Origin of the sequence: Tianxiuia mixotrophica, assembly GCF_050596425.1 — a bacterium.
Taxonomy (GTDB): Bacteria; Bacillota; Clostridia; order Peptostreptococcales; family Acidaminobacteraceae.
In genome coordinates this window covers 4,280,469-4,305,595 of sequence record NZ_CP192292.1, presented here as the reverse complement: position 1 = coordinate 4,305,595, position 25,127 = coordinate 4,280,469, and the positions used below count along the sequence as shown (strand labels likewise).

The window sequence follows — 25,127 nt, the reverse complement described above, 5'->3', positions numbered from 1 at the left end:
CTGTATGAGGGATTTGAATATTAATGTGAACACCGCTGGATAGAGCCTTGCTTAGGGGTTCAAATTCCATATAAAATAGGGCGGCAGCTACATTGTATGCCTTCAAAGTGTCCTGTATAAAGTTCCTGGATATAATCCGCTTTAGACCCTGCGAAAGTTTGTGTCTGAAGCGGATTTTTTATGACCTGGATTCAGTGTCCTTGCAATATAATGAAGAACTGCTTACAATGATAGGGATAATAACCAGAAGGATATACGAGGAGTGACGTGTTTTGGCAACACTCAAAGATATAGCAAAAATGGCTGGGGTGTCGACTGCCACAGTATCTCGAGTACTGAATTATGACAAGTCCCTGTCCGTAGGGGATGAGACACGAACAAGAATATTTCATGTGGCTGAAAGTCTGAATTATAAGAAGGGCCCCCATGTGGACAAACTTGATCCAGGTCTTCACATAAAACTGGGATTGGTGTCGCCTATAACGGAAAAGGATGAACTTGAAGATCCCTATTATTTGTCTATCCGTATGGGCATTGAAAACATATGTGATGAAATGGGTATAAGGCTTGATAAGGTGATGGCATTTCCAAACGAGGGCTTTAAGCCAGATTCAAAGTATGATGGCATTATTGCCATAAGCCGCCATGAAAAAAACGACATAGAGGTCATGTTAGAACATACAGACAAGCTCATTTTTATAGATTATGACCCTGGCCTGTTTCAAGTGGACTGTATTTTACTCAATGCACATCAGGCCATAGAAGATGTGTTGGCTTACTATTTTGAAGCAGGACACAGGTCAGTGGCCTTTGTAGGTGGGCAGGATAGGATTCCATCTAGCAAAGCCCCACTTCAAGATAGAAGGCTCATGGCTTACAGGCGCCTTTACAAAAAATACGCCCCTGGACCCTTATATGAAAACCTTATAAAAATCGGAGAGTTTGGGCTTGATGACGGATACAGGCTCATGATGGACTTGCTTGCTGAAGATGAAAAGCCAACGGCAGTTTTTGCTGCCAGTGATACAATGGCCTTAGGGTGTATGCGTGCCATAGAAGAGGCAGGTCTACTTGTCGGCACAGACATAAGTGTGATTGGCTTTGATGATATTCCAGCAGCCCAATACACAAGTCCCAGTCTTTCATCTGTGAAAGTGCATACAGAGTTTATGGGACGGCATGCTGTGGAAGTTCTTCTTGAACGCGTTCGGGAAGAGAGGCAGTTGCCGGTTAAGGTTATTGTTCCAACAGAACTCATCATAAGAGATAGCAGCGCAACAAACAGTGGGAGGATAGATCATGGCAACGATTAGAGATATAGCAAAAAAGGCTGGGGTCTCCCCTGCAACAGTTTCCAGGGTCTTGAATTACGATCATACTCTATCTGTATCAGAAGAAACAAAAAAACGGGTTTTTGAAACAGCTGAGGCCCTGAATTATAAAAAGAAGCCTCAAAAGAAAGCATTTCCACAAGGTAGAAAACCTGTTGTTGGAATCACCCAGTGGTATTCTGAAACGCAGGAAATGGGAGATCCCTATTATTTGTCCATTCGAGCAGGGATCGAAAGAGCCTGTTCTATGATGGATATTGAGACAAAGACGTTATTTAGGGATGCTTCAGGCCTGCCCATATCAAAACTTGTTAATGTGGATGGCATTATAGCCATCGGAAAATATGGCACTGAAGAGGTGGAGGCTCTGACAAAGGTTTCCCCCAATATAGTCTTTGTTGACTGTGCACCAGACGATAAGAAGTTTGACGCTGTGATTATTGACTTTCAAGCGGCTGTTTCAGAAATCATTGCCCATTTGAGAGAACTTGGTCATGAAGACCTTGCATACATAGGGGGGCGTGAATTTGTGGAAGAGGGCTCAGTTCCCCTTATGGACTTACGTGAACAAGCCTTTATTGAGGGCCTTATTATAAAGGGGCTCTATCAAGAAAAATGGATAAGAATCGGTTCCTTTACGACGGAAGATGGCTATAAACTAACAAAAGACCTGTTTGAAGAAAGACCCTATCCAAGCGCTCTTTTTGTGGGATCGGATGCCATGGCTATAGGCGCTATGCGTGCCCTTCATGAAAAAGGGCTTGTCATACCGGATGATGTTAGCCTGGTTGGGTTTGATGATATACAGGCAGCAGCTTATTTAATTCCACCTCTAACAACGGTTAGAGTCCACACTGAGTTCATGGGTAAAACAGCACTTGGCATGTTGCTCGAACGGGTTAAAGAGCAAAGACATATTCCAAAGAAAATTATAGTGCCCACAGAGCTTGTTGTTCGTAAGAGCACAGCGGGCAAGCGTCGTACAACTGAGAAATAATTTTATAATAATCTTTAAAAGCATCGCGGCAGGGTAAATCCTAAGTGATGCTTTTTATTATGGATGTCTAAATAATATATAGACCACCTAAGTTGGAAAAAAACGAGGGTGGGCCACAGGGCTGATGTGGTTTGAACGTAAGATAAAGAATTAAAAAGGTGTTTAGTAAAATAATTTGACTGTTTACTAAACAAGTGGTAAACTGAACTCAACATGAAGAAGAACCCTTGTGAACGGGCTTCTTAGAATATAAAAATGAATGTGAGAGGTGAAATAATGACTCAAGATAAATTGTTAGAAAGCTTTAAAAAGTATTTTAAAAGCGCTGAGGATGCTAGAATTTTCTTTGCTCCGGGGCGTGTTAATTTAATAGGTGAACATACAGATTACAACGGTGGCCACGTTTTTCCCTGTGCCTTAAGTTTTGGAACCTATATGGTGGCAAGAAAAAACACGGACAAAAAAGTGAGAGCTGTGTCACTGAATTTTGAAGATTTGGGTCTTCTTGAAACATCTGTAGAAGATATAAAATACCAAAAAGAACTCAACTGGCTCAACTATGTCATGGGGGTTACAAAAACCCTTCAGGATAAGGCATACCCTATTGATCAGGGCTTCGATATTCTCCTTTTCGGCAATATACCAAATGGATCTGGCCTGTCATCATCGGCCTCGGTTGAACTTGCAACAGGTATAATGTTGGAACATTTATTTGACCTGGAGATTGATCGTGTGGAACTGGTAAAAGTGTGCCAGTACGCTGAAAATAACTTTAACGGTGTCAACTGCGGGATTATGGATCAGTTTGCCATAGGCATGGGCAAGGAAAACCATGCCATCCTACTTGACTGCAACACGCTTGAATATAAGTATGCACCACTTGATTTAGAGGGTTATACCATTGTTATATCAAACACCAATAAACGGCGTGAACTCGGTGAGTCAAAGTACAATGAAAGGCGTAGTGAGTGTGAAAGAGCCTTATTGAGACTGCAAACAAAATTGGATATTCAGTCCCTTGGAGACTTGTCAGTGGAGACCTTTAATGCCCATGCTAACCTAATAGATTCTCAAATTGACCGAAGGAGAGCCCGTCATGCAGTCAGTGAGAACCAAAGGACTCTTGAGGCGGTTTCGGCCCTGGAAAATGGAGATTTAGAAAAATTTGGACAGCTCATGGACGCCTCTCATATAAGTTTGCGAGATGACTATGAAGTGACTGGAAAGGAACTTGATACCCTAGTGGAACTGGCCTGGAAAGAGGATGGTGTTATAGGATCAAGAATGACAGGCGCCGGATTCGGAGGCTGCACAGTCAGCATTGTAAAAACAGAGAATGTTGAGACCTTTATGAAAAGGGTGGGAACGTTCTATAAAGAGGCAATCGGATATGAAGCGTCATTTTATATAGCAGATGTTGGTGCAGGGGCTAGGGAATTAAGGAGGTCAAAATGATTCTTGTATGTGGTGGAGCAGGTTATATAGGCAGCCATATGGTCTATGATTTAATAAAACGTGGTGAAAAAGTTCTTATCGTCGACAACCTTCAAACAGGACATAGGGATGCCATTCATCCACAAGCCAAGTTTTTGCAAGGTGATATAAGGGACAGGAACTTTATGGCATCCGTGTTTAAAGACCATGACATTACAAGCGTCATTCACTTCGCTGCAAATTCCCTTGTAGGAGAAAGCATGACCAAGCCCCTTGAATACTATGACAACAATGTGTTTGGAACTCAGGTCTTGCTGGAATCAATGAAGACCGCTGGGGTAAAGCATGTTGTCTTCTCATCAACTGCTGCAACGTATGGAGAGCCAAAGCGGGTGCCTATTGAAGAAACGGATCTGACAAGTCCGACAAATGCATATGGTGAGACAAAGCTCTCTATGGAAAAAATGTTCAAGTGGGCGGACGTGGCCCACGATATAAGATATGTGTCCCTGCGCTACTTTAATGTGGCAGGTGCCCATGAAAGTGCATGTATAGGTGAAGACCATCAACCAGAAACCCACCTCATTCCTTTGATCCTTCAAGTGCCCCTGGGAAAAAGAGACAAGATATCTATTTATGGCGATGACTATGATACCCCTGATGGATCTTGCATCAGAGATTATATACACATAAGTGATTTAACAGATGCCCACTATAAGGCCTTGAAGCACTTAGAAGCTGGTGGCGCCAGTGAAATATTCAATTTGGGAAGTGGGGAAGGTTACTCGGTTAAGGAAATGATTCAAGCGGCTAGACGTGTCACTGGACATGGAATTCCAGTTGAGACGACACCGAGAAGGTCGGGGGATCCGGCGAGGCTTGTGGCATCATCCGACAAGGCAAAAAAAGAACTTGGATGGTCACCCAAATATACTGAAATCGAGGATATTATTGCCTCGGCTTGGGCATGGCATAAGAGCCATCCAGAGGGCTTTAAGGCATAGGAGGTTCCAAATGATAAAAATTGAACATGAACTGGGTCAGCTTGTCAGTTTTGCCCTTAAATCCAACTTAATTGACAAAGAAGATGTGGTTTATAGCATAAATAGATGCCTTGATGTATTAGATCTGGATGCATTTTCAGGCGAGATAGATATTGAGAATGCCCCAGCCACGCCTATTGAAAGCCTAGAAAAGATCCTAGACTGGGCTTTTGAGACTGGAAGATTGGAAGACAATACGGCAGTCTATAGGGACTTGTTTGACTCAAAACTTATGGATGCTCTGACGCCTAGACCGTCAGAAGTGATCCGAACTTTTAATCAGGCCTATGCGAACAATCCTGAAAGTGCGACAGAATGGTATTACGCGTTCAGTCAGAAGACCAATTATATTAGGATGAATCGTATAGCAAAAAATCGTAAATGGAAAACAAGCACCAAGTATGGAGACCTAGACATTACGATTAACCTGTCTAAACCAGAAAAAGATCCGAAGGCTATTGCTGCAGCTCGGAGTATGCCTTCAAGCGGATATCCCAAATGCCTTTTATGCAAGGAAAACGAAGGCTATGCAGGGCGAATCAATCATCCAGGACGGCATAGTCATAGAATCATTCCCCTTGACCTGGAAGATGAAAGATGGTTTATGCAGTATTCTCCATATGTCTACTACAATGAACACTGCATTGTCTTAAAAGACAAACATGAACCCATGTGTATTGGTGCAAAGACCTTTAATCGCCTCCTGGCCTTTGTTGAGACCTTCCCTCATTACTTTATAGGGTCAAATGCTGATTTGCCCATTGTAGGGGGTTCTATACTGTCTCATGACCATTTCCAAGGTGGGAAGTATACCTTTGCCATGGAAGAGGCCCAAACGAGACATTCTTTCCAAATGAGAGCGTATGGAGATGTTCAAGCGGAAATACTAGACTGGCCTATGTCTGTTGTTAGGCTACGGCATAAAAATAAAAATGTGTTGGCCCAGGCTGCAGGCCATGTCTTTGAAACGTGGAAGAATCACTCTGATGTGGATGTCGATATACTGGCCTATTCAGGCGATGAAAGCCATAATACAGTGACACCAATCGCTCGATTCAAGAAGGGTCAATATGAGATCGATCTGGTTTTAAGGAACAATAGGACAAACGAGGCCCATCCTCTTGGGATTTTCCACCCGCATCGTGATGTTCACCACATCAAAAAAGAAAACATCGGGCTTATTGAAGTTATGGGACTGGCGGTCTTGCCGGCACGACTGGAAACAGAATTGAGTCAACTTGCCCGCCTGTGGACAGGACAAGAATCCCATGTGGACTTGTCGGTGCATCTGGAATGGTTGGAAAGTTTAAAAGAAAAATATGATCCTGGAACTGAAGACGAGGCGCGTAAAATTCTAGAACTGGAAACAGGGAAGAAATTTATGCGTGTGCTCGAAGACGCAGGCGTCTATAAAGACAATGAAGAAGGCAAACAAGCCTTTGAACGATTTGTAAGTGCCTTGTAAATAGAGAGAATGAGCAATCAAAGCCACATTGGAGGGTCTTCCCTAAATGTGGCTATTTTCATATGTAGCCCTATGATTTTGCAAGCATTTGACTTGATAATTTCAGTTTGAATTATTGGACCGCCGCTACCGATTTTAGAGATATGGGAATTTTGACAAACAATCGGCAATAGTTGTTTCTGATGACAGGATAATTTCGAATTGTTTGACAACAATCTGTAAATTAAGGGTGGAATATGAGGTGAATTGTACAAATGTAAAAACAATATGAAAAGGCATTGTGAAGTGCTTCACAACTGGTTTGTAGCGATTTTTAGCATTTATTACGTTAAAAAATTGTAATATTTCTATAGAAAATCGCTGGAGATCAGTCTGGGACTTATGAACATATGCCTGATAACGTTTTCCTAGCTGGTAAAAATGTACAGGGGATTATGTGATTTTGAGACCATTATATATATGATAAGGTTTTTTGTGCAATAAGGTGAGAATTTTGTACAGGATGACTTGAAACTTTGTTAAAATGGTGTCAAAATATAAAAGGTGTTGATTTGTAAAAAGTTTATAAAGAAATGCCTAAAAATATTCCGATTTTTTCGAAAAAATGATGTTTTTTTATGCCATATTTCATTTGCTCCTGTGACAGGTATCCACAAAGGGCTGAAAATATGGTAGACTTGTAAGTGGCTAAGTTCGGCTGTTTTACAAAAAATCAATCTTGTTTTACATGAGAAAGAGGTGTGGCAGGAGAGAAGGTGGCAGAACAAGTCGTGGTCAATTTGAAAATCAAATGGAATAGCAGATGAAACTGAAACCTTGTTATGCTGACATGTCTTCTACACTCAGAACAATCCGGAAAACCAGAAGACAACAGGTAAGGCAAAAACAGTTTTAAGTGTGTTTGATGTAAAAATAACCGGATGAATGGCTCTTAGGGCCATTCATCTTCGTGAATATGGCTGAGTTTATAATTTTTAGAATATTCATACACGATTCTGAATAGAAAGATTATTTAATCATGTTTTTGAACTTCGGTTTAACATGCTGTATATTGCCAAGAGGGGGACAAAATTATTTCTTCGAAAATGGATTTAAACTTTAGAATTCTTTTTGTATAAGACATAGGTTTGAGTCTGTGATCGGGTAAAGATTAATTGTGCCTTTTAATACATATAGGAAGAAATACGATAATAAACCTGTCAAATTATAATAAAAGCCTGTCAAAACAATTGGTAACAGGCAATAAAGGAACGAGTGAAGACATGTTTGAAAAAGATTACGGAATGTATAAGAACCTGGCTATCATTTCTCAGGTTGGTCTTGAGATGTTAGTGCCGATTCTTGGCTCTGTCTGGCTGGGCAGTAAACTCAGGGAGTGGTTTGGACTTGGTCCGATGGCCCTTCTTGTGTGTATTCTTTTGGGTGTTGCAACTGCGTTCGTCAATCTCTTCAGGATAGCTATGCGAAACTCGAAAGGAAAGTGAAATGTACATGAACCAGGTTCGTGACCTCGAGCGTCAGACTGTAAAGTATGCCCTGCTGGGCACACTGATCGCATCAGTCCTGTTTTTCGTCATATTCGACGATCCAATCCAGTTTGTTCTAGGTCTTTTGTTTGGCTCTGCCATAGGAGTGCTTAACTTCATGGAGCTTTCAAAGACTTTGAGCCGAGCTGTACAGTTGCCGCCAGATAAGGCGCAAAGCTATACAACTCGAAAATATTTTCTTCGCTATGTCATTTACGGCGTGGTTTTATGGGTTTCCATCCAAGCGGATTATATCCACGTGTTGGGAACGATCGTAGGACTTTTGCTGATTAAGGTGGTGCTCCTTACCACCAACTTATTTAATGACAAGCACTATTTCCTGAACATCTTTAGAAGAAAGGAGGATGAATAGGTGGGTGCTAGTGGTTTTGGCCCAAAGATTCTGTTCAAGATCACAACACCGTTTTTCTCCGGCGGGGAACAAGTAATTATTCCCGTGACTGAAACGGTTGTGAACACATGGATCATCATGGCCGTACTGATTCTCTTTGCGTATTTCGCAACGCGGAATCTGCAAAAGGTCCCTAAAGGGATGCAAATTGTAACAGAAGCACTGGTGGATGGTATAAACGGACTGACAAAGCAAACCATGGGCGATGACAAAGTCAATTTCGCGCCATACGTTGGAACACTCCTACTCTTTGTAGGCATATCCAATATTGCTGGTCTTTTCAATGTACGACCGCCGACTGCGGACGTTAATACCACAATGGGGTTGGCTCTAATGACATTTGTTATGATTCACGGTTTTGGTATCAAAGCAAAGGGCGTTGGAACTTACTTCAAAGGATTTCTGGAACCTATGCCGTTCCTGTTGCCACTTAACATTATGGGTGAATTGGCAACACCGATTTCGCTGTCGTTCCGTCTTTTCGGTAACATTGTAGGTGGCGTTATTGTTATGAACCTTCTATACGGCGCACTATACTCTTTAACTGGAGCTGTTTTCGGCCTAGTGGGAGTAAGTACAGTTGTTCCAGTATTCCAAGTTATTGCGGCACCGCTACACGTCTACTTTGACTTGTTTGCAGGTTTGCTGCAGTCATTCATTTTTGCAATGCTGACGATGGTATTCGTTTCCATCGCAATGGATTAACATCGCTAGGAATGGGGTGTATGAATGGAATCGACCAATTTTATCATGATGTTTTTAGACTGGTTGATGAGCTTCGACAGAAAAGCCGTAATCCTAGCAGCATCGGCAATCGGTGCAGGTTTAGCCATGATTGCAGGTATTGGACCGGGTATCGGTCAGGGCTTTGCAGCTGGTAAAGGTGCAGAGGCCGTGGCAAGAAACCCTAAAGAGTCCAAGCAGTCAACAATGGTTATGCTACTTGGTGCAGCTGTAGCAGAGACATCTGGTATTCTGGCACTTGTGGTATCGCTGATTCTCTTATTTGGTAACCCACTTGTGAATCTAGAAGGTGCAGTACTAATTATTTCTGCATCGGCCATTGGCGCAGGATTCTCTATGATCGCAGGCATTGGTCCTGGTATCGGTCAAGGGTATGCAGCTGGAAAAGGCACAGAAGCGGTTGGTAAAAGACCAAAGCTTCAATCTGCTATCGTACGTACGATGTTCCTAGGGCAAGCCGTTGCTCAAACAACGGGTATTTATGCACTGATTATTTCTTTGGCACTTATGTTTGCAAATCCACTAATTGGACTCTTGTAAACCTAGGCACCAAAAAAATCGTGTGAAGCTCATTTAGTGATTAACATCAAAAAAACAAAATTTAAGTAATATCTTAAATCGAGGGCCTGTATATGTGCAGACCCTAAAGAAAAAATGATGACTTAAATCTATAATTAGGAGGAAATTGATTATGGAACCTATCACAGGTAAAGCTCTTATTCTTGCATGTTCAGCAATTGGTGCTGGTCTGGCGATGATCGCCGGTATCGGACCTGGTATTGGTCAGGGTTATGCAGCTGGTAAAGGTGCAGAAGGTGTCGGAAGACAGCCTGAAGCTCAGGGTGACATCGTAAGAACGATGCTACTTGGTGCGGCGGTTGCCGAGACAACTGGTATCTACGGTCTAATCATTGCTCTAATTCTACTGTTTGCTAACCCTCTAGTAGGTATGCTATAAGACGTAGCATGAGCCTCAAAGGGACAACCTTTGATGATGAAACTATTCAGAAGGGAGGCACAGAAGAATGGCAATGAATTTAATGCCCGTAATTGCTACCGCAGCAGTTGAAAAAAGCGGACTCGTTCAGTTCGACTGGACGATGGTATTCCAGATTGTCAATACTTTGATTCTGTTCTTCTTCCTGAGAAAGCTGCTGTTTAAGCCCGTAACTGAGTTTATGGAAAAACGCGAGCAGGAAATTGCTGGTGAATACGATCAAGCAGCCAAGCTCCAGCAGGAAGCAGACCAGAAGAAAACTGAGTACATAGAAAGACTTGCAAAGTCTGATGAAGAAGGCAAAGAGATCATTCGCGAAGCGTCTGCTAAGGCGGAAAAGCGCGCGACTGAAATCGTCAAGCAAGCTGAAAAAGATGCGTCTGATCTGAAAGTTAAAGCACAGCACGATATCGAGCGTGAACAAGTGAAGGCGATTAACCATCTTAAAGATGACATTGCTTCAATGGCACTTTTTGCAGCTTCTAAAATTATTGAGAAGGATGTCAATGAGACAGATCACAGAGATATGATTTCGAAGGTGATTGAAGAGGTAGGGGATACAAAATGGCAAAGCTAGTATCGACGACCTACGCACAGGCCCTTTTCGAAGTGGCTATGGAACTTGACAGTCTGGATCAAATTAAGGATGAGCTGGGGTTCATCAATGAATCTTTCAAAACTCATCCTGAGTTTTATGAAGTCTTCAGAACACCTAAAATCAATAAAGAAGAACGTAAAGACATCATTACAAAGGTATTCGACGATAAGGTATCAAAGGAAGTCATGAACTTCATGAAGATACTCATCGATAAGCGAAGAGGTACGGCAATCAGCAGTATCTACAACGAGTATGTCGATATGCTCGATGACCATAAGGGTGTTGTCAAAGCAGTTGTTGAATCTGCTGTTCCGTTGACAGACGAAGAGCAGAAAGCACTGACTGAAAAACTGGCTAAGGTCACTGGACGAGAAGTTCACCTAAGTTCTGTTGTAAAACCAGAAGTCATAGGTGGTATTATCGTTAAAATTGGTGATAAAGTTATCGACGGATCTGTTAGAAGCCGTCTTGATATCATGAAAGACAACCTGGCGCAGTTAATAGTATAGGAGGATTTGATCATGAATCTCAGACCTGAAGAGATTAGTTCTGTGATTAAAGCACAGATTAAAGAATATGAATCAAAGCTCCAAGTTGAAGACACCGGTACCGTAATCCAGGTTGGTGACGGGATCGCACGTGTTCACGGCCTTGAAAAATGTATGGCTGGCGAGCTCCTAGCGTTTCCTGGAGATATATACGGGATGGTACTTAACTTGGAAGAAGATAGTGTTGGTGCCGTACTATTCGGTTCTGACAGCCACATCAAGGAAGGCGACACAGTTAAAAGAACGGAACGTATTGTTGAAGTTCCTGCTGGTGAAGCCCTACTTGGTCGAGTTGTTAACTCACTTGGGAAAGCCATTGATGGCAAAGGCCCAATTAAAACTGATAAAACGAGACCTATTGAGGCACAGGCCTCTGGCGTTATCGCGAGAAAGTCTGTAAATCAACCGCTTCAAACTGGTATTAAAGCAATTGACTCCATGATTCCGATTGGACGTGGACAGCGTGAACTTATCATCGGTGACCGTCAGACAGGTAAGACGACAGTTGCTGTTGATACGATCATCAACCAGAAGGAAGAAGACGTTATTTGTATTTACGTCGCAATCGGTCAAAAGCAATCAACAGTTGCTGGTCTTGTGAAGACACTGGAAGACAATGGTGCTATGGATTATACAATCATTGTATCGGCATCGGCTTCTGAACCTGCACCGCTTCAATATATTGCTCCGTATGCAGGCGTTGCAATGGGTGAAGAGTTCATGTACAACGGCAAAGATGTTCTTATCATTTATGATGATCTTTCTAAACATGCCGTGGCATACCGTGCAATGTCCTTGCTTCTGAGACGTCCTCCAGGGCGTGAAGCATACCCGGGTGATGTATTCTATATTCACTCGAGACTGCTTGAACGTGCTGCAAAGCTTAATGATAGTCTGGGTGGAGGCTCTATTACAGCCCTTCCGATTATCGAAACGCAGGCGGGTGACGTATCGGCTTATATCCCGACAAACGTTATTTCCATCACAGATGGACAGATTTATCTGGAAACAGAACTGTTCAACTCTGGTCAGCGCCCTGCAGTTAACTCGGGTATTTCTGTATCTCGTGTTGGTGGTGATGCACAGATCAAGGCTATGAAAAAGGTATCTGGTCAAATTCGTCTTGAGCTTGCACAGTACCGTGAACTTGCATCTTTCGCACAGTTTGGTTCTGACCTTGATAAATCCACACAAGCGACACTTGAACATGGTGCGCGCCTAATGGAAGTTCTAAAGCAAAAAAATAATGACACAATGAAAGTAGAGCACCAGGTTATTGTGATCTACGCTGTAACGAAGAAGCATATGGTTGACATTCCTGTGGGAGCCATCAAGCGCTTTGAAGCAGAACTCATTGAATATATGGATATGAACAAGCCAGAAGTTGGAAAACTTATCAAATCAAGCGGCGTTTTGTCTGATGAAGTTATTTCTGGTCTTGAATCTGGAATTGCAGATTTTAAAAAGCAGTTTGAAATCCGTGACGAAGAACGCTAATAAGGTTTCTAAATGAAAAAGGGAGGTAGGGACTCATGGCCGGAGCAGGTGCACGCGAGATAAAGCGTAAAATCCGAAGCGTCAATAGTACGCGTCAAATTACCAAAGCCATGGAACTTGTTTCCACTGCCAAGCTCAAGCGGGCAAAAGACCGTGTAGATATTACAAGACCTTACTTCGAAACGGTTATGCGTACGGTTCAGGATATCATGCAAAATGAAAAGTCATTAAAGCATGACTATCTCAATGTAAGAGACGTTCAAAAGACACTCTACATCGTCGTGTCCGCTGACAGAGGTTTGTGCGGCGGCTATAATATTAATGTTCTAAAAATGACAGGTGCTGATATGGAAAGCCCTGATAAATCGAATGTCATTACGGTAGGTAAGAAAGCGAGAGACTTCTTCAGCAAGAATGAAGTTGAAAGTCTTGGTGAGTACGTGTATATCTCTGAAAAACCAAGCTTCTCTGACGCACAAGACATTGCACGTAAATGCTTAAAACTTTTCTCAGACGAGAAAGTGGATGAAATCAAGCTTGTGTATACAAGACTGATTTCAACAATAGCCCAAGAACCTGCAATTCTAAAATTACTACCTATCGAAGTGCCTGAGGGTGAAGAAAACACTACTGATAATGAAATGCAGGAGTTTGTTACATACGAACCTTCTGCAGAAGCGGTACTGAGCTATGTTATTCCTAAGTATATGGAATCGACTATATTTGGTGCTCTAGTAGAATCTTCAGCTGCAGAACAGGCTGCTAGACGTATTGCTATGGAAAATGCTTCTGACAACGCGGATGATATGATCGCTGAATTGTCACTGACATATAACCAGGCACGTCAGGCGGCTATCACTCAGGAAATTTCTGAAATTGTTGGTGGTGCAGAAGCGCTTAAGTAATCACCCCAATGCATGAAGATTGAAAGGATGTGAATCTGATATGGAGCAAGCGATCGGTAAGGTCGTTCAGATAATCGGCCCGGTTCTTGACGTTCGCTTTGAAGCGAACCAGCTACCAAACATTTTGGATGCGGTTCGTGTCGAATACGGTGACATCAAGCTAACGGCTGAGGTTGCACAACATATCGGGGACAATACGGTTCGCTGTATCGCTATGTCATCTACGGACGGTCTCGTTCGTGGAATTGATGCGGTTGCTACAGGTGCACCTATTTCCGTACCAGTTGGTGCTGCCACTTTGGGACGGATATTCAACGTTCTCGGTGAAGTTGTTGATGAAAAAGAAATGAAATTTGATGGGACACCTTGGTCAATCCATAGAGAAGCCCCACTTTTTGAAGATCAGGAAACGTCAGCTGAGATCCTGGAAACAGGTATCAAGGTCGTTGACCTGATTGCCCCTTATGCTAAGGGTGGTAAGATCGGTCTATTTGGTGGTGCAGGTGTTGGTAAGACGGTTCTTATTCAGGAGCTTATTAACAATATCGCTAAGGAGCACGGTGGTCTATCTGTATTTGCAGGTGTAGGCGAGCGTACTCGTGAAGGGAATGACCTTTACCACGAAATGTCTGACTCAGGTGTTATTGAAAAAACTGCCATGGTATTTGGTCAGATGAATGAGCCACCGGGAGCACGTATGCGTGTTGCCCTAACAGGTCTTACTATGGCTGAGTACTTCCGTGACGAAGAAAATCGTGACGTACTCTTATTCGTAGATAACATCTTCCGTTTTACCCAAGCGGGTTCAGAGGTTTCGGCCCTACTTGGCCGTATGCCTTCTGCCGTAGGTTACCAGCCAACGCTGGCAACGGATATGGGTGGTCTACAGGAACGTATCACGTCGACTAAGAAAGGTTCAATCACATCGGTACAGGCCGTATATGTACCTGCCGATGACCTTACTGACCCGGCGCCTGCGACGACGTTCTCCCACCTTGATGCAACGACGGTACTATCGCGTAAGATCACTGAAAAGGGTATCTACCCTGCGGTTGATCCACTGGATTCGTCTTCACGTATCCTAGCGCCAGATGTTGTTGGTGATGAACATTACCAAGTGGCACGTGGTGTACAGGAAACGCTTCAAAGATACAAAGAACTTCAAGATATCATTGCCATCCTAGGTATGGACGAACTTTCTGATGAAGATAAAACTGTTGTAAACCGTGCTAGAAAGCTTGAGAGATTCTTCTCACAGCCATTCCACGTTGCTGAGCAGTTTACAGGCATGGAAGGTACTTACGTTCCACTAAAGGAAACGGTTCGTGGCTTCAAGGAAATTCTTGAAGGCAAGCATGATGACCTACCAGAAGGAGCATTCCTGATGGTTGGTACGATTGATCAAGCTATAGAAAAAGCAAAATCCATGCGGTAATCCGGGTGGACCTGGATAAAGCATAGGAGGTGTTAATGTATGGCTTCACTTTACAATCTTGAAATCGTAACGCCTGACTGTAAATTCTTTGACGGTCAGACGGAAATGTGCATCGTTCGTACGACGGAAGGTGACGTTGGTATTTTATACGATCATGAGCCACTCGTGGCACCGGTATCGATCGGCAAAATCCGTATTCGTAAAGACGGCGAGTTCGTTTCAGCAGCTTGTGCTGGGGGATTCCTGACTGTCGATGAGGACAGAGTGGTCATCGTAACTGACGCCGCTGAATGGGCTGAAGAAATTGATATCGACCGTGCAAAAGATTCATATGAACGTGCTAAAGAACGTATTAATAGTGGCAATGACAAGGAAATTGATGTGGCAAGAGCCCACGCTTCGCTTACAAAAGCAATCAACAGACTTCGTGTTGCTGGACATGATACGGACAATTAAATTATCTATAAAAACGCTGACAACACATGATGTTGTCAGCGTTTTTTTATATTCAAGCACAAAATAAGAGACCGGGCACAGTCATCAAGTGAATGAAGTGTCCCAGTCAAGCTCAAGAAAGTTTGAGTATAAGCTCAAATTAAAACTTTGAATAGGATTCAATCAGGCTCAATAAAGGGCCAATGATGTATTTTTAGTTAGTTCACACCCCAAAAGCCCATAAGTAAGAGTGGAAGAATCATACATACTATGTGGTAGAAAGGGCGTGGAAAAAGTGTTGAATAGGAGCAAAAGAAATTGGTTGATTGGACTTGCTCTAATCTTGGCAATGTTTATTATGGGGTGTCAAAATGGACCATCCCACGCAGATGTTAGGGCCATGGAAAGTTGGAATGACACTGCACTCCATCAAGACATTCTCGATTATGTAAAATATGCAAAAGACAACATTCCCCTGGAAGAAAGGATCGCTGTCTTTGATATGGACGGCACGGTTGTTTGTGAAAAGCCAGTTTGGATTGAAATGAATGTGGCTTTAACACGTATGGCAGAAGACTACGAGAATGACAAACCCCTCATGTATAAAAAATTGTATGCAGTGGCCTACAACTATATTACGAATCCATCTAGTGAGAACTGGGCCTTGGTTGAAGACAATGTTAAGCCCATACTGATGCAGGCATTTTTAGGAGAAAGCCAAGTCGATTATGTGGCATATGCCCAAGCTTTTGCATCAAATACTAAAAACAAAAAAATTGATATTGCCATTGATAAAACATTCTATAAGCCCATGGTTGAACTGGTGGATTTGCTAAAAGAAAATGGTTTTAGTGTCTACATCGTATCAGGGTCAGAAGAAGGGTTGATATGGGCTCTTGCATCAGACCCGCTGGGACTGCCAAGAGACCATCTGATTGGCACACGCATTATGCTCAGCGCAGACTACAGCAATCCAGACGTATTCATTAGAATGGGAGAGACCTACAATCCCATGAATTTAAGTGATGGCAAGTCGGAAAACATCTACTACGAACTAGGAGCAAGACCGGTCTTCGCATGCGGAAACACGGTTGATGACTTTGCTATGCTAAATTACACCACGAGTCATCCAGACTATGAAACCATGGGACTTCTTGTTCATCATGACTCAGATGTCAAAGAATATAAGTACGAGATAAATGAACGTCATGAATCAATAAACTGGCAAGACGTTGTCGATGAGAACGACTGGCAACTGATTAGCATAGATAAGGATTTTAAGAAAGTTTTTATGGATTAGTGCATGGTATAAAGCGAGGAGGCAGAGTATGCTTTTAGGTGGAGCAAACCCCAAGAGTGTCATCATTGATACAGACATGGGGTGGGATGATGTACTGGCTATATCATATTTAATGAAATGTCCCAATGTGAATATACTTGGGATCACTGTGACAGGGTGTGGGGAAACACATTTAGCGAGTGGCGTTGAAATTGCACAGAGGCTCCTTGAGGCAGGGGGCATTGATGCACCGGTGTGTGCGGGTGCCAGTGAACCCAGCCAGTATAATCACCATTTTCCGGAGCCCTTCCGTCAATCAATGGATGATGTGAGCGGCAATATTGACAAGTTGCCTCTAGTCACACAACCATGTGACCCGAGAACAGCTTGGGGATTTATGAGAGATATGCTAAATGAACAAGAGGGTCAGATAACCATTCTTTCCCTAGGTGGCTTTACCAATATTGCCAAGCTTTTTGAGATAAAGCCAAGCCCACAACTTGAAAACATTCAAGATATAGTGGTTATGGGAGGCGCTATTTCAGTGGATGGCAATGTTGCAGCCCTAAATAATTCACCAGATATGGAGGGGGGAGACACAAATAATCAAGGGCCTATTTATGGCACGAATCATTACGCTGAGTGGAATGTTTTTCTTGACCCAGTGGCGGCAAGAAAGGTTCTAAACACATCGGTGCCTATGACTTGGGTTCCCCTAGATGCATGTAATGATGTTATTTTACAGCCTATTTATGGAGACTTAATTACTTCAGATGATCCAGTGGCCGTGTTTGTTAAAGGTCTGCTTGAAGCCAAGACCACAGGCCCTGACCAAGAGGCCATTCCCCTCCCAATTTTTGATCCCCTTGCAGCCATGGTCATGTCAGATAGGCTGCGTCAGGTTAAGTATGAAGAGTTAAAACTTGATATTCGCACTGAAGACACTGACTTTGACAACATGTGCGGTCAAACCTACATAACAAGAACGGAAGAAGTAAGACCGGTTCGGGTGGCAATGGGGGTATCACAATTGGAATTCCAAGAGGTCTGGCAAGATGTCTTTAATCATCCGGTGGTAGAAGAAAAACCAAAGCAAAAAAATGTGGGGATCTTAATTTTTGACAATGTGGAAGCACAGGACTTGGCAGGCGTTTTTGAAGTCCTTGGTGCCGCACGAATGAAAGCGAATGAAAATAGGCCCCAGTTTAACGTGTTCACAGTGGCTAAAAGTCTTGATCCTGTGAAGTCAACGGCAGGCCCTCCTGTACCGGGATCAAAAGAAAGTGTCCTTGAAATAAAGCCAAATTATACCCTTGATCAACATCCTAAAATTGATATTTTGTTGATTGTAGGAGGACAGGCTATTGATGATATTCTTAGCAAAGAAGCCAAAGATCCTCTTTATACTGAATGGATTAAAACAGTTGAGAAGAAAGCCCAGTATGTTGCGGGATTTTGTTCAGGTGTGATGCTCCTTGCGACCACAGGCCTTCTCAAAAATCTTAAAGTGACCACCCACCACACCCGTTTCCATCAGCTGCAAAAGCTGAGTGATGACAAGGGATACGGTCTGGAAGTGGTGGACACAAGGGGTGGTGAAAACTACATTCATGAAAGCCATTCTAAATTCATGACTTCGGGTGGAGTTCACTGTGCCATAGCCCAGGCCGTTCATATTGTAGCCCTCATCCAAGGCATAGATGCAGCCCAAGATCTTTGTAAGGATGTTTTAGAATATACCATACCAAGAGGGCGATACTGTGTTCCAAAAGATTTCCCTCAGCCAAGGCACATGGATCCAAGAGACTTTGTGCTTGGTTTTTCCCATGTGAATGTGATTGTGGCTGATGTGAAAATGATGGATGAAGCCACAGACTTTTACAAGCGTGTCCTCGGATTTGAAGAAGCATGGACACTATGGTTGCCTCCAGAAACAAACCAGCACTTTGCAGCAGATGCTGGGTTTGATGATTGCAAAGTCCTCGTTAGATTCTTGTATCATCCAAATGCTCAAATCCATCTCGAACTGATGATGTATGAGTATCCAAAAGGGGAGCAGGAAATTCACTACCATAAAACCAATGATGTTGGTGGGATTAGACATGTCGCCCTTGAAGTTTCAGATGCTGTGGCGGCGTACAACTGGCTAAAAGACCAAGAGGGGGTCACCATGATCAAGCCCGTTCGTGAAGGCTATGGTCCCCCTCAAAAGCTAACACCAGACCCACAAACCTTCTTCTACTGGTTGGATCCATATGGGGTTCAGTGGGAATTTGAGCAAGGGCGACCGATGGAAAGGGTCATCAATGGCATTGTAGGGTAAAAGAGGCTGTATGATCCAGGGAATTTTGGATCATACAGCTTTTATTTTATATCTGCTTCTGTCTGCAAGACATGAAGTTTTGATGGAGATGGACCATGACAAAAGCCTTCTTTTCATTATACGGCAGGGGAGATTCAAGGAATAATAGATAAAAAAGATAAAATTCAGTAAAAATAGTTGCAAACAGTGGTGTTTGAAAAACTTTTGATATATAATAAAGTAGATGTGGAGTCTGAAAATGAGCAGAAACCAGTAATTTCAGTTGGTTGAACCAAATCTGGAACTGTTGATTTTGAGACTGTGCATATATTTGACATAGAATGCCAGGGAACACACGCATGGTCTTTTGGTCAATGAAGTAGACTCAAAGTTCATAGGCGAGTTTCATGAAAATTCTGAATAGGAAATTTTGAATTTATGCGGATATCCGCTTTCGAAAGAATAAGCTGAAAGTAATCACCCATCGGTGCGAAAAAGTGGCATTGGTGTAATGAATTGCGTACGAGGAGGTTAACATTGTCAAAGTTCATAGTAGAAAAGAGTGAGCCTTTAAAGGGAACAATCAGGGTGAACGGGGCGAAAAACTCAGTGCTGGCTTTACTGCCTGCAACGCTTCTAACTGCTGAGCCTTGTGTTATAGATGAGGTGCCTAATCTGAGAGATGTAGGCGTTATGTCTGAACTTTTGACAGTTTTGGGCGCTAAAGTAAAAAAAGAGGGCGACAAAATGGAAATTTGTGCAGAAAATCTGACAAGCCATGAAGCACCATATGAGCTTGTTCAGCAAATGCGCGCATCTTTCTATGCAATGGGACCACTGCTAGCACGCTATGGTGTGGCCCGTGTTTCTCAGCCCGGTGGATGTGCCATTGGAGCAAGGCCGATTGATTTACATTTAAAAGGTTTTACAGCCCTTGGTGCAGAAGTCGAACTCGGTCATGGATATGTTGAAGCCAAGGTGGAAGGACGCCTAAAAGGCGCTGAGATTTATCTTGATTTTCCAAGTGTTGGTGCAACGGCAAACATCATGATGGCGGCTGCCCTTGCTGAAGGTCAGACAATTATTGAAAATGCTGCCGAAGAACCAGAAATCATCGATCTTGCAAACTTCATGAACAAGATGGGGGCATCTATTAAGGGTGCTGGGACAGATACAATCCGTGTGACGGGTGTTGAGAAACTGAACGGCGCCATGCACGAAGTTATCCCTGATCGAATTGAAACAGGTACATATATGGTTGCAGCAGCTATAACAGGCGGCGACCTTATGATAGAGAATGTTGTTACAAGTCATTTAAAGCCGATTATAGCAAAGCTTAGAGAGTGTAATGTTCAGATTGAAGAATATGAAGATGCCATCCGCGTAAGGGGCAAGGCAGACTTTACGTCAGTGGACATTACGACACTTCCGTATCCAGGTTTTCCAACAGATATGCAGGCACAGTTTATGGCTTTAATGGCTTATTCTGAAGGAACAAGTGTCATCAATGAGACTGTGTTCGAAAACAGATTCATGCATGTTGCGGAACTTAGCAGAATGGGTGCGAATATTAAAATTGAAGGCCATAGCGCTGTGATTCAAGGCACTAAGAAACTTCAAGGGGCTCAAGTTAAAGCAACGGATTTAAGAGCTGGTGCAGCCCTGATCCTAGCTGGTCTTGTTTCAGAAGGTGAAACAGAGATTAGTGAAATCCGCCACATCGATAGAGGCTACGTCCAAATCGAGAAAAAACTGGGTGCTGTTGGTGCTAGAATTAGACGTGTTGAAGAAACAAACTAATGGTAGTTTAATATCCAGAATTTAAAAGGCATTTATGAAGTATGCTAATACTGCAAATGCATTGGGATTAGAATTTTGACGTGGAAGGTGGATCGGGATGTTCGGATTTGGTGCGGAAATAGGAATAGATTTGGGGACAGCCAGCGTTCTTGTATACATCAAGGGTAAGGGAATTGTCCTTCAAGAACCATCGGTTGTTGCAATCGATAGAAACACAGACAAGGTTCTGGCTGTTGGGGCTGAAGCAAGAAAAATGCTTGGTCGTACACCTGGAAACATTGTTGCAATTCGTCCACTCAAGGACGGGGTTATTTCAGATTATGAAGTGACTGAGAGAATGCTTAGACACTTTATCAATAAAACATGTGGAAGAAGAAGATTCTTTAAGCCTAAGATCATCGTATGTGTTCCAAGTGGTGTAACAGAAGTTGAGAAACGTGCAGTTATTGATGCCACTATGGAAGCGGGTGGTGGACGGACGTTCTTAATTGAAGAACCGATCGCTGCTGCAATTGGCGCAGGTCTTGATATCACTAAGCCTGATGGCAATATGGTCATAGATATTGGTGGCGGTACAGCGGATATTGCTGTTATTTCACTAGGTGGTATTGTTGTAAGCAAGTCTATTAAAGTGGCTGGTGATAAGTTTGATGAAGCCATTATTAAATATATGAGAAAGGCCCATAACCTTCTTATTGGTGAGCGTACAGCTGAAGAGCTTAAAATCAACATTGGGACGGCAGCCCCAAGACCAAAGGCCATCAAAATGGATTGTCGTGGTCGTGACCTTATCACAGGTCTGCCAAAAAACATCACCGTAACGAGTGATGAAATGCTTGAAGCCCTTCATGAACCAGTGAATGCAATCAGCGATGCTGTTCATGCTGTTCTTGAAAAAACACCGCCTGAGCTTGCATCAGACATTAGCTCACGAGGTATTGTCATGACAGGTGGCGGGGCCCTTTTACATGGCCTAAACAAGCTGCTTGAAAAGCGTACAGGCATTCCAACATATATTGCAGAGGAAGCCATTTCCTGTGTGGCTAAAGGCACGGGCATGTCCCTAGAACATCTTGATGTTCTCGAGAAGTCCATGATTACAAACCGTAAAAATGCACGGGCTTACTAAGCCATTAAACGAATGAATAGTACCCCTTCACACTTGTGTGGGGGTATTTTTATTGAAAAATTATAGGAATTTCAAGAATTCGACAATTTTCTTATGAATTTTTAATCATTGCCTAAGGGGATTGAAAGAATTTTAGGGTTTAATATAAATAGGGTAAGTGATTTCAGCAAAGATTGATTTTAAATTTGAAATGTAAAATATATGTTAGGACACAAAGTGAGTGGAAGTGATGTTAGGAGACTGAATATGAGAACTTTAATCCTGTATTCAAGCAAATATGGATTCACCGAAAAAGTGGCAAAACGCCTGGGTGAGCATATGGACAACGATGTTGTTTTGAAAAACTGCACAAAAGATTTTTCTATTGATCTTACAAAGTTTGATAATGTTATTATTGGTTCTTCTATCTATGTTGGAAAACCAAGTGTGACAGTTCTAGATTTTTGTGAGAGCTACCAGCGACTGCTTATGAATAAGAAGCTGGGCTTCTTTGTTACAGGCATCCGTCAGGAAGAGGCCAAAGGTGTTATCCATGAGAACTTTCCAGAAGACCTTGTAAAACACGCCAAAGTCAAAGGCTATTTCGGCTATGGATTCGATTTTGACAAAATGCACTTTCTTGATAAGGTCATCACCCGGATTGTTGTCAAGAAAAGTGAGTCACAAGAGAAGATTCATCATTTAGAAATCGAGAAATTTGCAAATGCATTCAAATAGCCTGACAAATCGTAAAAAATATTGATAAATCAATGAAAAACACTAAAGACATAAGGCCTTCCGTCCGATAATCTATGTGAGATAACGATTATTGAAAACGGGAGGCTTTCTCATGATCCGCGGATTATATATTTCAGGCACATCAATGATAACAAACAGTAAGAAAATGGATGCCATTAGTAATAACATAGCAAATATTGAGACTGCAGGTTTCAAAAGAGATGATGTGACAACAGAATCATTTAATGCCGTGTTAATGGGGAAGTTCAACGGTTCCAAATATTCCATAGAAGGTTTACCGCAGGGTGTTAATGTGGAAGAAGGTCGTGATGGATACGAAGGTTCCACCGACATTGGCTACTTCAGAGTGAGCACAGATACTGGGGTGAGTCATAATAAAGAGGTTCGATTTAGTGTTGATGAAGAAGGGTATTTATCAACGTATTATTTAAATAGTGACAGGAGTAAAAACTGGAACTTGGGAGATAGACTCCTAGGCGCAAGTGGTAACTTTATTCAAGTGGGCGCAGAAGGCAACTTTAATATTACCGAGACCGGTGAAGTTACAGTTGGTGGAGAAACCATAGATCGCTTGGTGTCAGGAACAGACAGACGGGTTATCGGGACCCTTTCAGCAGGTGTTAAACTGGAACGTATATTTACGGATTTTACCCAGGGACAGCTTAGACGAACTGAAAAACCACTTGATTTTGCCCTTGAAGGCGACGGTTTTTTTGTTATAAACACACCATTTGGTGAAGTGTTAACCCGTGATGGACATTTTAAAACAGATGCTTCACGTAGGCTTTTAACAACAGAAGGGTATCCTGTTCAAGGCTTCAACGGAGATATAATTATTGAGGACACAGACATTGCCACAAATGAGTTTGGAGAAATAATATACGGCAATGAAATTATAGATAAATTTCAACTGGTTGATGTGACCAACAAAGGCGATCTTGTAAAAATGGGTGGAGGCTATTACCGCATGAAAGAGGAGCCGGTTGGAGAAATGAAGGATTTTGAAGGTTCTGTTCGACAGCATTTTGTGGAACAGTCCAACGCGGATTCCATTACAGAAATGATTAATATGATGACACTTCAGAGAAATTATGAAGCCAGTCAGCGCGTGATTACAACACATGATACGATACTTGATAAGGCCGTTAATACGATTGGTCAAGTGAGGTAGTAGGGAGGATTAACCATGAAAGCTATGTGGTCAGCCGCTTCAGGCATGAAAGGTCTACAACTTAAAATTGATACAATCTCGAATAACTTAGCAAATGTCAACACAGTTGGCTATAAAAAGCAACGTCTGGAATTTCAAGATATGCTTTATGAGAAATTGTCATCGGACAGTTTTCTAGATGGTGAAGGCAGACCTGTTGCCCTTGAAATTGGACATGGTGTTTTGCCATCAGCCACTTCAAGAACATTCACAAACGGAAACTTTGAACAAACAGATGGAGAACTTGATGTTGCCATCAATGGCGACGGATTCTTTGTCTTAAACAATCAAAACGGAGAAGAACGCTATACCCGTGATGGTGGATTTAAAATCAGCATCACAAATGGTTCAGCCTTTCTTACCACAACGGATGGTTACTTTATCCAAGGTGAAGGTGGAGACATTGATTTAGGTGAAAATGTCAGGTCGGTTTCCATTGATAAGAACGGTAATATTTCTGTTCTTAGAAATGATGAAGAAGTGGAAGAGGTTATTGACAAGCTTCAGGTTGTTAAATTTGCAAACCCTCCAGGACTAGAAGCTCTAGGGAATAACTTATACCAGTCTACAGCGGCTTCAGGGGAAGCATCCGAACTTGAAGATGGTGATGCAGAAGTCCTTCAAGGATTTATTGAAACATCCAATGTTGATGTCGTTGAAGAGATGATCAATTTGATCACAGCTCAAAGAGCCTATGAAGTTAACTCAAAGACCATCCAAACAGCTGATTCCATGCTTGAACTTGCAAGTCGATTGAAACGATAGAGGTGACCGTGTATGAGAATTGACAATTCAGCTCTTTTGACAGGAAGCCTATCAGATCAGGTGTCCTCGAAGAAGGAGGAAGAAAAGTTAAAGTCATTTTCTGACACCTTTGAAAAAGCAAAAGACAGTGGTGATGCTGATAAACTTCGCAAGGCCTCAGAGCAGTTTGAAGCATTTTTTATCAACGAGATTTTCAAGACCGTGCGAAAGTCATCTGACTGGGGAGAGAACCTTATCGAAAAATCTCACGCCCGAAAGAATTTTGAAAGCATGCATGATGAAAAGTTAGCGGATGAAATTTCATCAGGACAGGGCATTGGCATCAGTGATATGATCTTTAAGCAAATGTCAAAGCGCTATGGAATCGGAGATGAGGCTATAGCTTCAGAGCAAGTGAGTCAATCTGATCAAGATAAAGATCAAAAGAATGATTCAGAAGACAGGCCTGCAAAACTCGACATAAAAGGTTAGGTATTGAATGACTCTTTCATAGTATAAAGGTACAATCCTACGTCGTTTTAAGATAAAAATAAGTTT

24 protein-coding genes are annotated in these 25,127 nt (G+C 42.4%); all 24 read left to right on the top strand.

Going from position 1 to position 25,127, the window contains the following annotated elements; translation table 11 throughout:
* Positions 1 to 272 precede the first annotated feature (272 nt).
* The 24 genes from ACQ4KW_RS19105 (at position 273) to ACQ4KW_RS18990 (ending at position 25,061) form a co-directional block, all read left to right on the top strand.
* Positions 273 to 1,313: a LacI family DNA-binding transcriptional regulator gene (locus tag ACQ4KW_RS19105; RefSeq protein WP_430884028.1), complete on the top strand. Its 1,041-nt coding sequence runs from the start codon at positions 273 to 275 to the stop codon at positions 1,311 to 1,313.
* Positions 1,300 to 2,328 (top strand): LacI family DNA-binding transcriptional regulator, encoded by a 1,029-nt coding sequence (locus ACQ4KW_RS19100; protein WP_430884027.1) that lies wholly within the window; start codon positions 1,300 to 1,302, stop codon positions 2,326 to 2,328. Before ACQ4KW_RS19105 ends, ACQ4KW_RS19100 begins: the two co-directional genes overlap by 14 nt.
* A 276-nt stretch (positions 2,329 to 2,604) precedes the next feature.
* A complete protein-coding gene (locus ACQ4KW_RS19095) occupies positions 2,605 to 3,783 on the top strand; it encodes a galactokinase (protein WP_430884026.1) in 1,179 nt (392 codons plus the stop codon).
* On the top strand, positions 3,780 to 4,766 hold the full coding sequence (galE, locus tag ACQ4KW_RS19090) for a UDP-glucose 4-epimerase GalE (RefSeq protein ID WP_430884025.1): 987 nt from the start codon (positions 3,780 to 3,782) through the stop codon (positions 4,764 to 4,766). Before ACQ4KW_RS19095 ends, galE begins: the two co-directional genes overlap by 4 nt.
* 10 nt (positions 4,767 to 4,776) lie before the next feature.
* Positions 4,777 to 6,270: a UDP-glucose--hexose-1-phosphate uridylyltransferase gene (gene galT, locus ACQ4KW_RS19085; RefSeq protein ID WP_430884024.1), complete on the top strand. Its 1,494-nt coding sequence runs from the start codon at positions 4,777 to 4,779 to the stop codon at positions 6,268 to 6,270.
* Between the two features lie 1,262 nt (positions 6,271 to 7,532).
* Positions 7,533 to 7,754, top strand: coding sequence for an AtpZ/AtpI family protein (locus tag ACQ4KW_RS19080; RefSeq protein ID WP_430884023.1), 222 nt, complete (start codon positions 7,533 to 7,535; stop codon positions 7,752 to 7,754).
* Between the two features lies 1 nt (position 7,755).
* Positions 7,756 to 8,169 carry an ATP synthase subunit I gene (locus tag ACQ4KW_RS19075; RefSeq protein WP_430884022.1) on the top strand — a complete coding sequence of 138 codons (414 nt, stop codon included), beginning with the start codon at positions 7,756 to 7,758 and terminating at the stop codon, positions 8,167 to 8,169.
* An 84-nt stretch (positions 8,170 to 8,253) separates the two neighbouring features.
* The gene (atpB, locus tag ACQ4KW_RS19070; RefSeq protein ID WP_430884021.1) at positions 8,254 to 8,913 is read left to right on the top strand and encodes a F0F1 ATP synthase subunit A; all 660 of its coding nucleotides are present in this window, start codon (positions 8,254 to 8,256) and stop codon (positions 8,911 to 8,913) included.
* A gap of 24 nt (positions 8,914 to 8,937) precedes the next feature.
* Positions 8,938 to 9,492, top strand: a complete 555-nt coding sequence (gene atpE, locus ACQ4KW_RS19065) for an ATP synthase F0 subunit C (protein WP_430884020.1) — start codon at positions 8,938 to 8,940, stop codon at positions 9,490 to 9,492.
* Positions 9,493 to 9,643: 151 nt separating this feature from the next.
* Positions 9,644 to 9,910 (top strand): ATP synthase F0 subunit C, encoded by a 267-nt coding sequence (gene atpE / locus ACQ4KW_RS19060; RefSeq protein WP_430884019.1) that lies wholly within the window; start codon positions 9,644 to 9,646, stop codon positions 9,908 to 9,910.
* 67 nt (positions 9,911 to 9,977) lie between these two features.
* Positions 9,978 to 10,526, top strand: a complete 549-nt coding sequence (atpF, locus tag ACQ4KW_RS19055) for a F0F1 ATP synthase subunit B (RefSeq protein ID WP_430884018.1) — start codon at positions 9,978 to 9,980, stop codon at positions 10,524 to 10,526.
* On the top strand, positions 10,514 to 11,056 hold the full coding sequence (locus ACQ4KW_RS19050; protein ID WP_430884017.1) for a F0F1 ATP synthase subunit delta: 543 nt from the start codon (positions 10,514 to 10,516) through the stop codon (positions 11,054 to 11,056). The genes atpF and ACQ4KW_RS19050 overlap by 13 nt, the downstream gene beginning before the upstream one ends.
* 12 nt (positions 11,057 to 11,068) lie before the next feature.
* The gene (gene atpA, locus ACQ4KW_RS19045) at positions 11,069 to 12,592 is read left to right on the top strand and encodes a F0F1 ATP synthase subunit alpha (protein ID WP_430884016.1); all 1,524 of its coding nucleotides are present in this window, start codon (positions 11,069 to 11,071) and stop codon (positions 12,590 to 12,592) included.
* A gap of 35 nt (positions 12,593 to 12,627) precedes the next feature.
* Positions 12,628 to 13,497: an ATP synthase F1 subunit gamma gene (gene atpG / locus ACQ4KW_RS19040; protein ID WP_430884015.1), complete on the top strand. Its 870-nt coding sequence runs from the start codon at positions 12,628 to 12,630 to the stop codon at positions 13,495 to 13,497.
* Positions 13,498 to 13,537: 40 nt separating this feature from the next.
* Positions 13,538 to 14,932 (top strand): F0F1 ATP synthase subunit beta, encoded by a 1,395-nt coding sequence (gene atpD, locus ACQ4KW_RS19035; protein WP_430884014.1) that lies wholly within the window; start codon positions 13,538 to 13,540, stop codon positions 14,930 to 14,932.
* Between the two features lie 39 nt (positions 14,933 to 14,971).
* Complete coding sequence (gene atpC, locus ACQ4KW_RS19030; protein ID WP_430884013.1) at positions 14,972 to 15,388, top strand: ATP synthase F1 subunit epsilon; 417 nt, start codon at positions 14,972 to 14,974, stop codon at positions 15,386 to 15,388.
* A 265-nt stretch (positions 15,389 to 15,653) separates the two neighbouring features.
* On the top strand, positions 15,654 to 16,667 hold the full coding sequence (locus ACQ4KW_RS19025) for a haloacid dehalogenase-like hydrolase (protein WP_430884012.1): 1,014 nt from the start codon (positions 15,654 to 15,656) through the stop codon (positions 16,665 to 16,667).
* A gap of 28 nt (positions 16,668 to 16,695) precedes the next feature.
* Positions 16,696 to 18,969: a nucleoside hydrolase gene (locus ACQ4KW_RS19020; protein ID WP_430884011.1), complete on the top strand. Its 2,274-nt coding sequence runs from the start codon at positions 16,696 to 16,698 to the stop codon at positions 18,967 to 18,969.
* A 516-nt stretch (positions 18,970 to 19,485) separates the two neighbouring features.
* On the top strand, positions 19,486 to 20,748 hold the full coding sequence (gene murA, locus ACQ4KW_RS19015; protein WP_430884010.1) for a UDP-N-acetylglucosamine 1-carboxyvinyltransferase: 1,263 nt from the start codon (positions 19,486 to 19,488) through the stop codon (positions 20,746 to 20,748).
* Between the two features lie 97 nt (positions 20,749 to 20,845).
* Positions 20,846 to 21,877, top strand: a complete 1,032-nt coding sequence (locus ACQ4KW_RS19010; RefSeq protein WP_430884009.1) for a rod shape-determining protein — start codon at positions 20,846 to 20,848, stop codon at positions 21,875 to 21,877.
* Positions 21,878 to 22,123: 246 nt separating this feature from the next.
* Positions 22,124 to 22,594, top strand: coding sequence for a flavodoxin domain-containing protein (locus ACQ4KW_RS19005; RefSeq protein WP_430884008.1), 471 nt, complete (start codon positions 22,124 to 22,126; stop codon positions 22,592 to 22,594).
* 112 nt (positions 22,595 to 22,706) lie between these two features.
* Positions 22,707 to 23,786 (top strand): flagellar hook-basal body protein, encoded by a 1,080-nt coding sequence (locus ACQ4KW_RS19000; RefSeq protein WP_430884007.1) that lies wholly within the window; start codon positions 22,707 to 22,709, stop codon positions 23,784 to 23,786.
* 15 nt (positions 23,787 to 23,801) lie between these two features.
* Positions 23,802 to 24,590 carry a flagellar basal-body rod protein FlgG gene (flgG, locus tag ACQ4KW_RS18995; RefSeq protein WP_430884006.1) on the top strand — a complete coding sequence of 263 codons (789 nt, stop codon included), beginning with the start codon at positions 23,802 to 23,804 and terminating at the stop codon, positions 24,588 to 24,590.
* A gap of 12 nt (positions 24,591 to 24,602) precedes the next feature.
* The gene (locus ACQ4KW_RS18990; RefSeq protein WP_430884005.1) at positions 24,603 to 25,061 is read left to right on the top strand and encodes a rod-binding protein; all 459 of its coding nucleotides are present in this window, start codon (positions 24,603 to 24,605) and stop codon (positions 25,059 to 25,061) included.
* The last annotated feature ends 66 nt before the right edge of the window (positions 25,062 to 25,127 follow it).

Bases quoted from the DNA above. Each gene is read 5' to 3' on its own strand.
- ACQ4KW_RS19100 (WP_430884027.1), top strand. From the start codon at position 1,300: ATGGCAACGATTAGAGATATAGCAAAAAAGGCTGGGGTCTCCCCTGCA.
- ACQ4KW_RS19095 (WP_430884026.1), top strand. From the start codon at position 2,605: ATGACTCAAGATAAATTGTTAGAAAGCTTTAAAAAGTATTTTAAAAGC.
- galE (WP_430884025.1), top strand. From the start codon at position 3,780: ATGATTCTTGTATGTGGTGGAGCAGGTTATATAGGCAGCCATATGGTC.
- galT (WP_430884024.1), top strand. From the start codon at position 4,777: ATGATAAAAATTGAACATGAACTGGGTCAGCTTGTCAGTTTTGCCCTT.
- ACQ4KW_RS19080 (WP_430884023.1), top strand. From the start codon at position 7,533: ATGTTTGAAAAAGATTACGGAATGTATAAGAACCTGGCTATCATTTCT.
- ACQ4KW_RS19075 (WP_430884022.1), top strand. From the start codon at position 7,756: ATGTACATGAACCAGGTTCGTGACCTCGAGCGTCAGACTGTAAAGTAT.
- atpE (WP_430884020.1), top strand. From the start codon at position 8,938: ATGGAATCGACCAATTTTATCATGATGTTTTTAGACTGGTTGATGAGC.
- atpE (WP_430884019.1), top strand. From the start codon at position 9,644: ATGGAACCTATCACAGGTAAAGCTCTTATTCTTGCATGTTCAGCAATT.
- atpF (WP_430884018.1), top strand. From the start codon at position 9,978: ATGGCAATGAATTTAATGCCCGTAATTGCTACCGCAGCAGTTGAAAAA.
- ACQ4KW_RS19050 (WP_430884017.1), top strand. From the start codon at position 10,514: ATGGCAAAGCTAGTATCGACGACCTACGCACAGGCCCTTTTCGAAGTG.
- atpA (WP_430884016.1), top strand. From the start codon at position 11,069: ATGAATCTCAGACCTGAAGAGATTAGTTCTGTGATTAAAGCACAGATT.
- atpG (WP_430884015.1), top strand. From the start codon at position 12,628: ATGGCCGGAGCAGGTGCACGCGAGATAAAGCGTAAAATCCGAAGCGTC.
- atpD (WP_430884014.1), top strand. From the start codon at position 13,538: ATGGAGCAAGCGATCGGTAAGGTCGTTCAGATAATCGGCCCGGTTCTT.
- atpC (WP_430884013.1), top strand. From the start codon at position 14,972: ATGGCTTCACTTTACAATCTTGAAATCGTAACGCCTGACTGTAAATTC.
- ACQ4KW_RS19020 (WP_430884011.1), top strand. From the start codon at position 16,696: ATGCTTTTAGGTGGAGCAAACCCCAAGAGTGTCATCATTGATACAGAC.
- ACQ4KW_RS19010 (WP_430884009.1), top strand. From the start codon at position 20,846: ATGTTCGGATTTGGTGCGGAAATAGGAATAGATTTGGGGACAGCCAGC.
- ACQ4KW_RS19005 (WP_430884008.1), top strand. From the start codon at position 22,124: ATGAGAACTTTAATCCTGTATTCAAGCAAATATGGATTCACCGAAAAA.
- ACQ4KW_RS19000 (WP_430884007.1), top strand. From the start codon at position 22,707: ATGATCCGCGGATTATATATTTCAGGCACATCAATGATAACAAACAGT.
- flgG (WP_430884006.1), top strand. From the start codon at position 23,802: ATGAAAGCTATGTGGTCAGCCGCTTCAGGCATGAAAGGTCTACAACTT.
- ACQ4KW_RS18990 (WP_430884005.1), top strand. From the start codon at position 24,603: ATGAGAATTGACAATTCAGCTCTTTTGACAGGAAGCCTATCAGATCAG.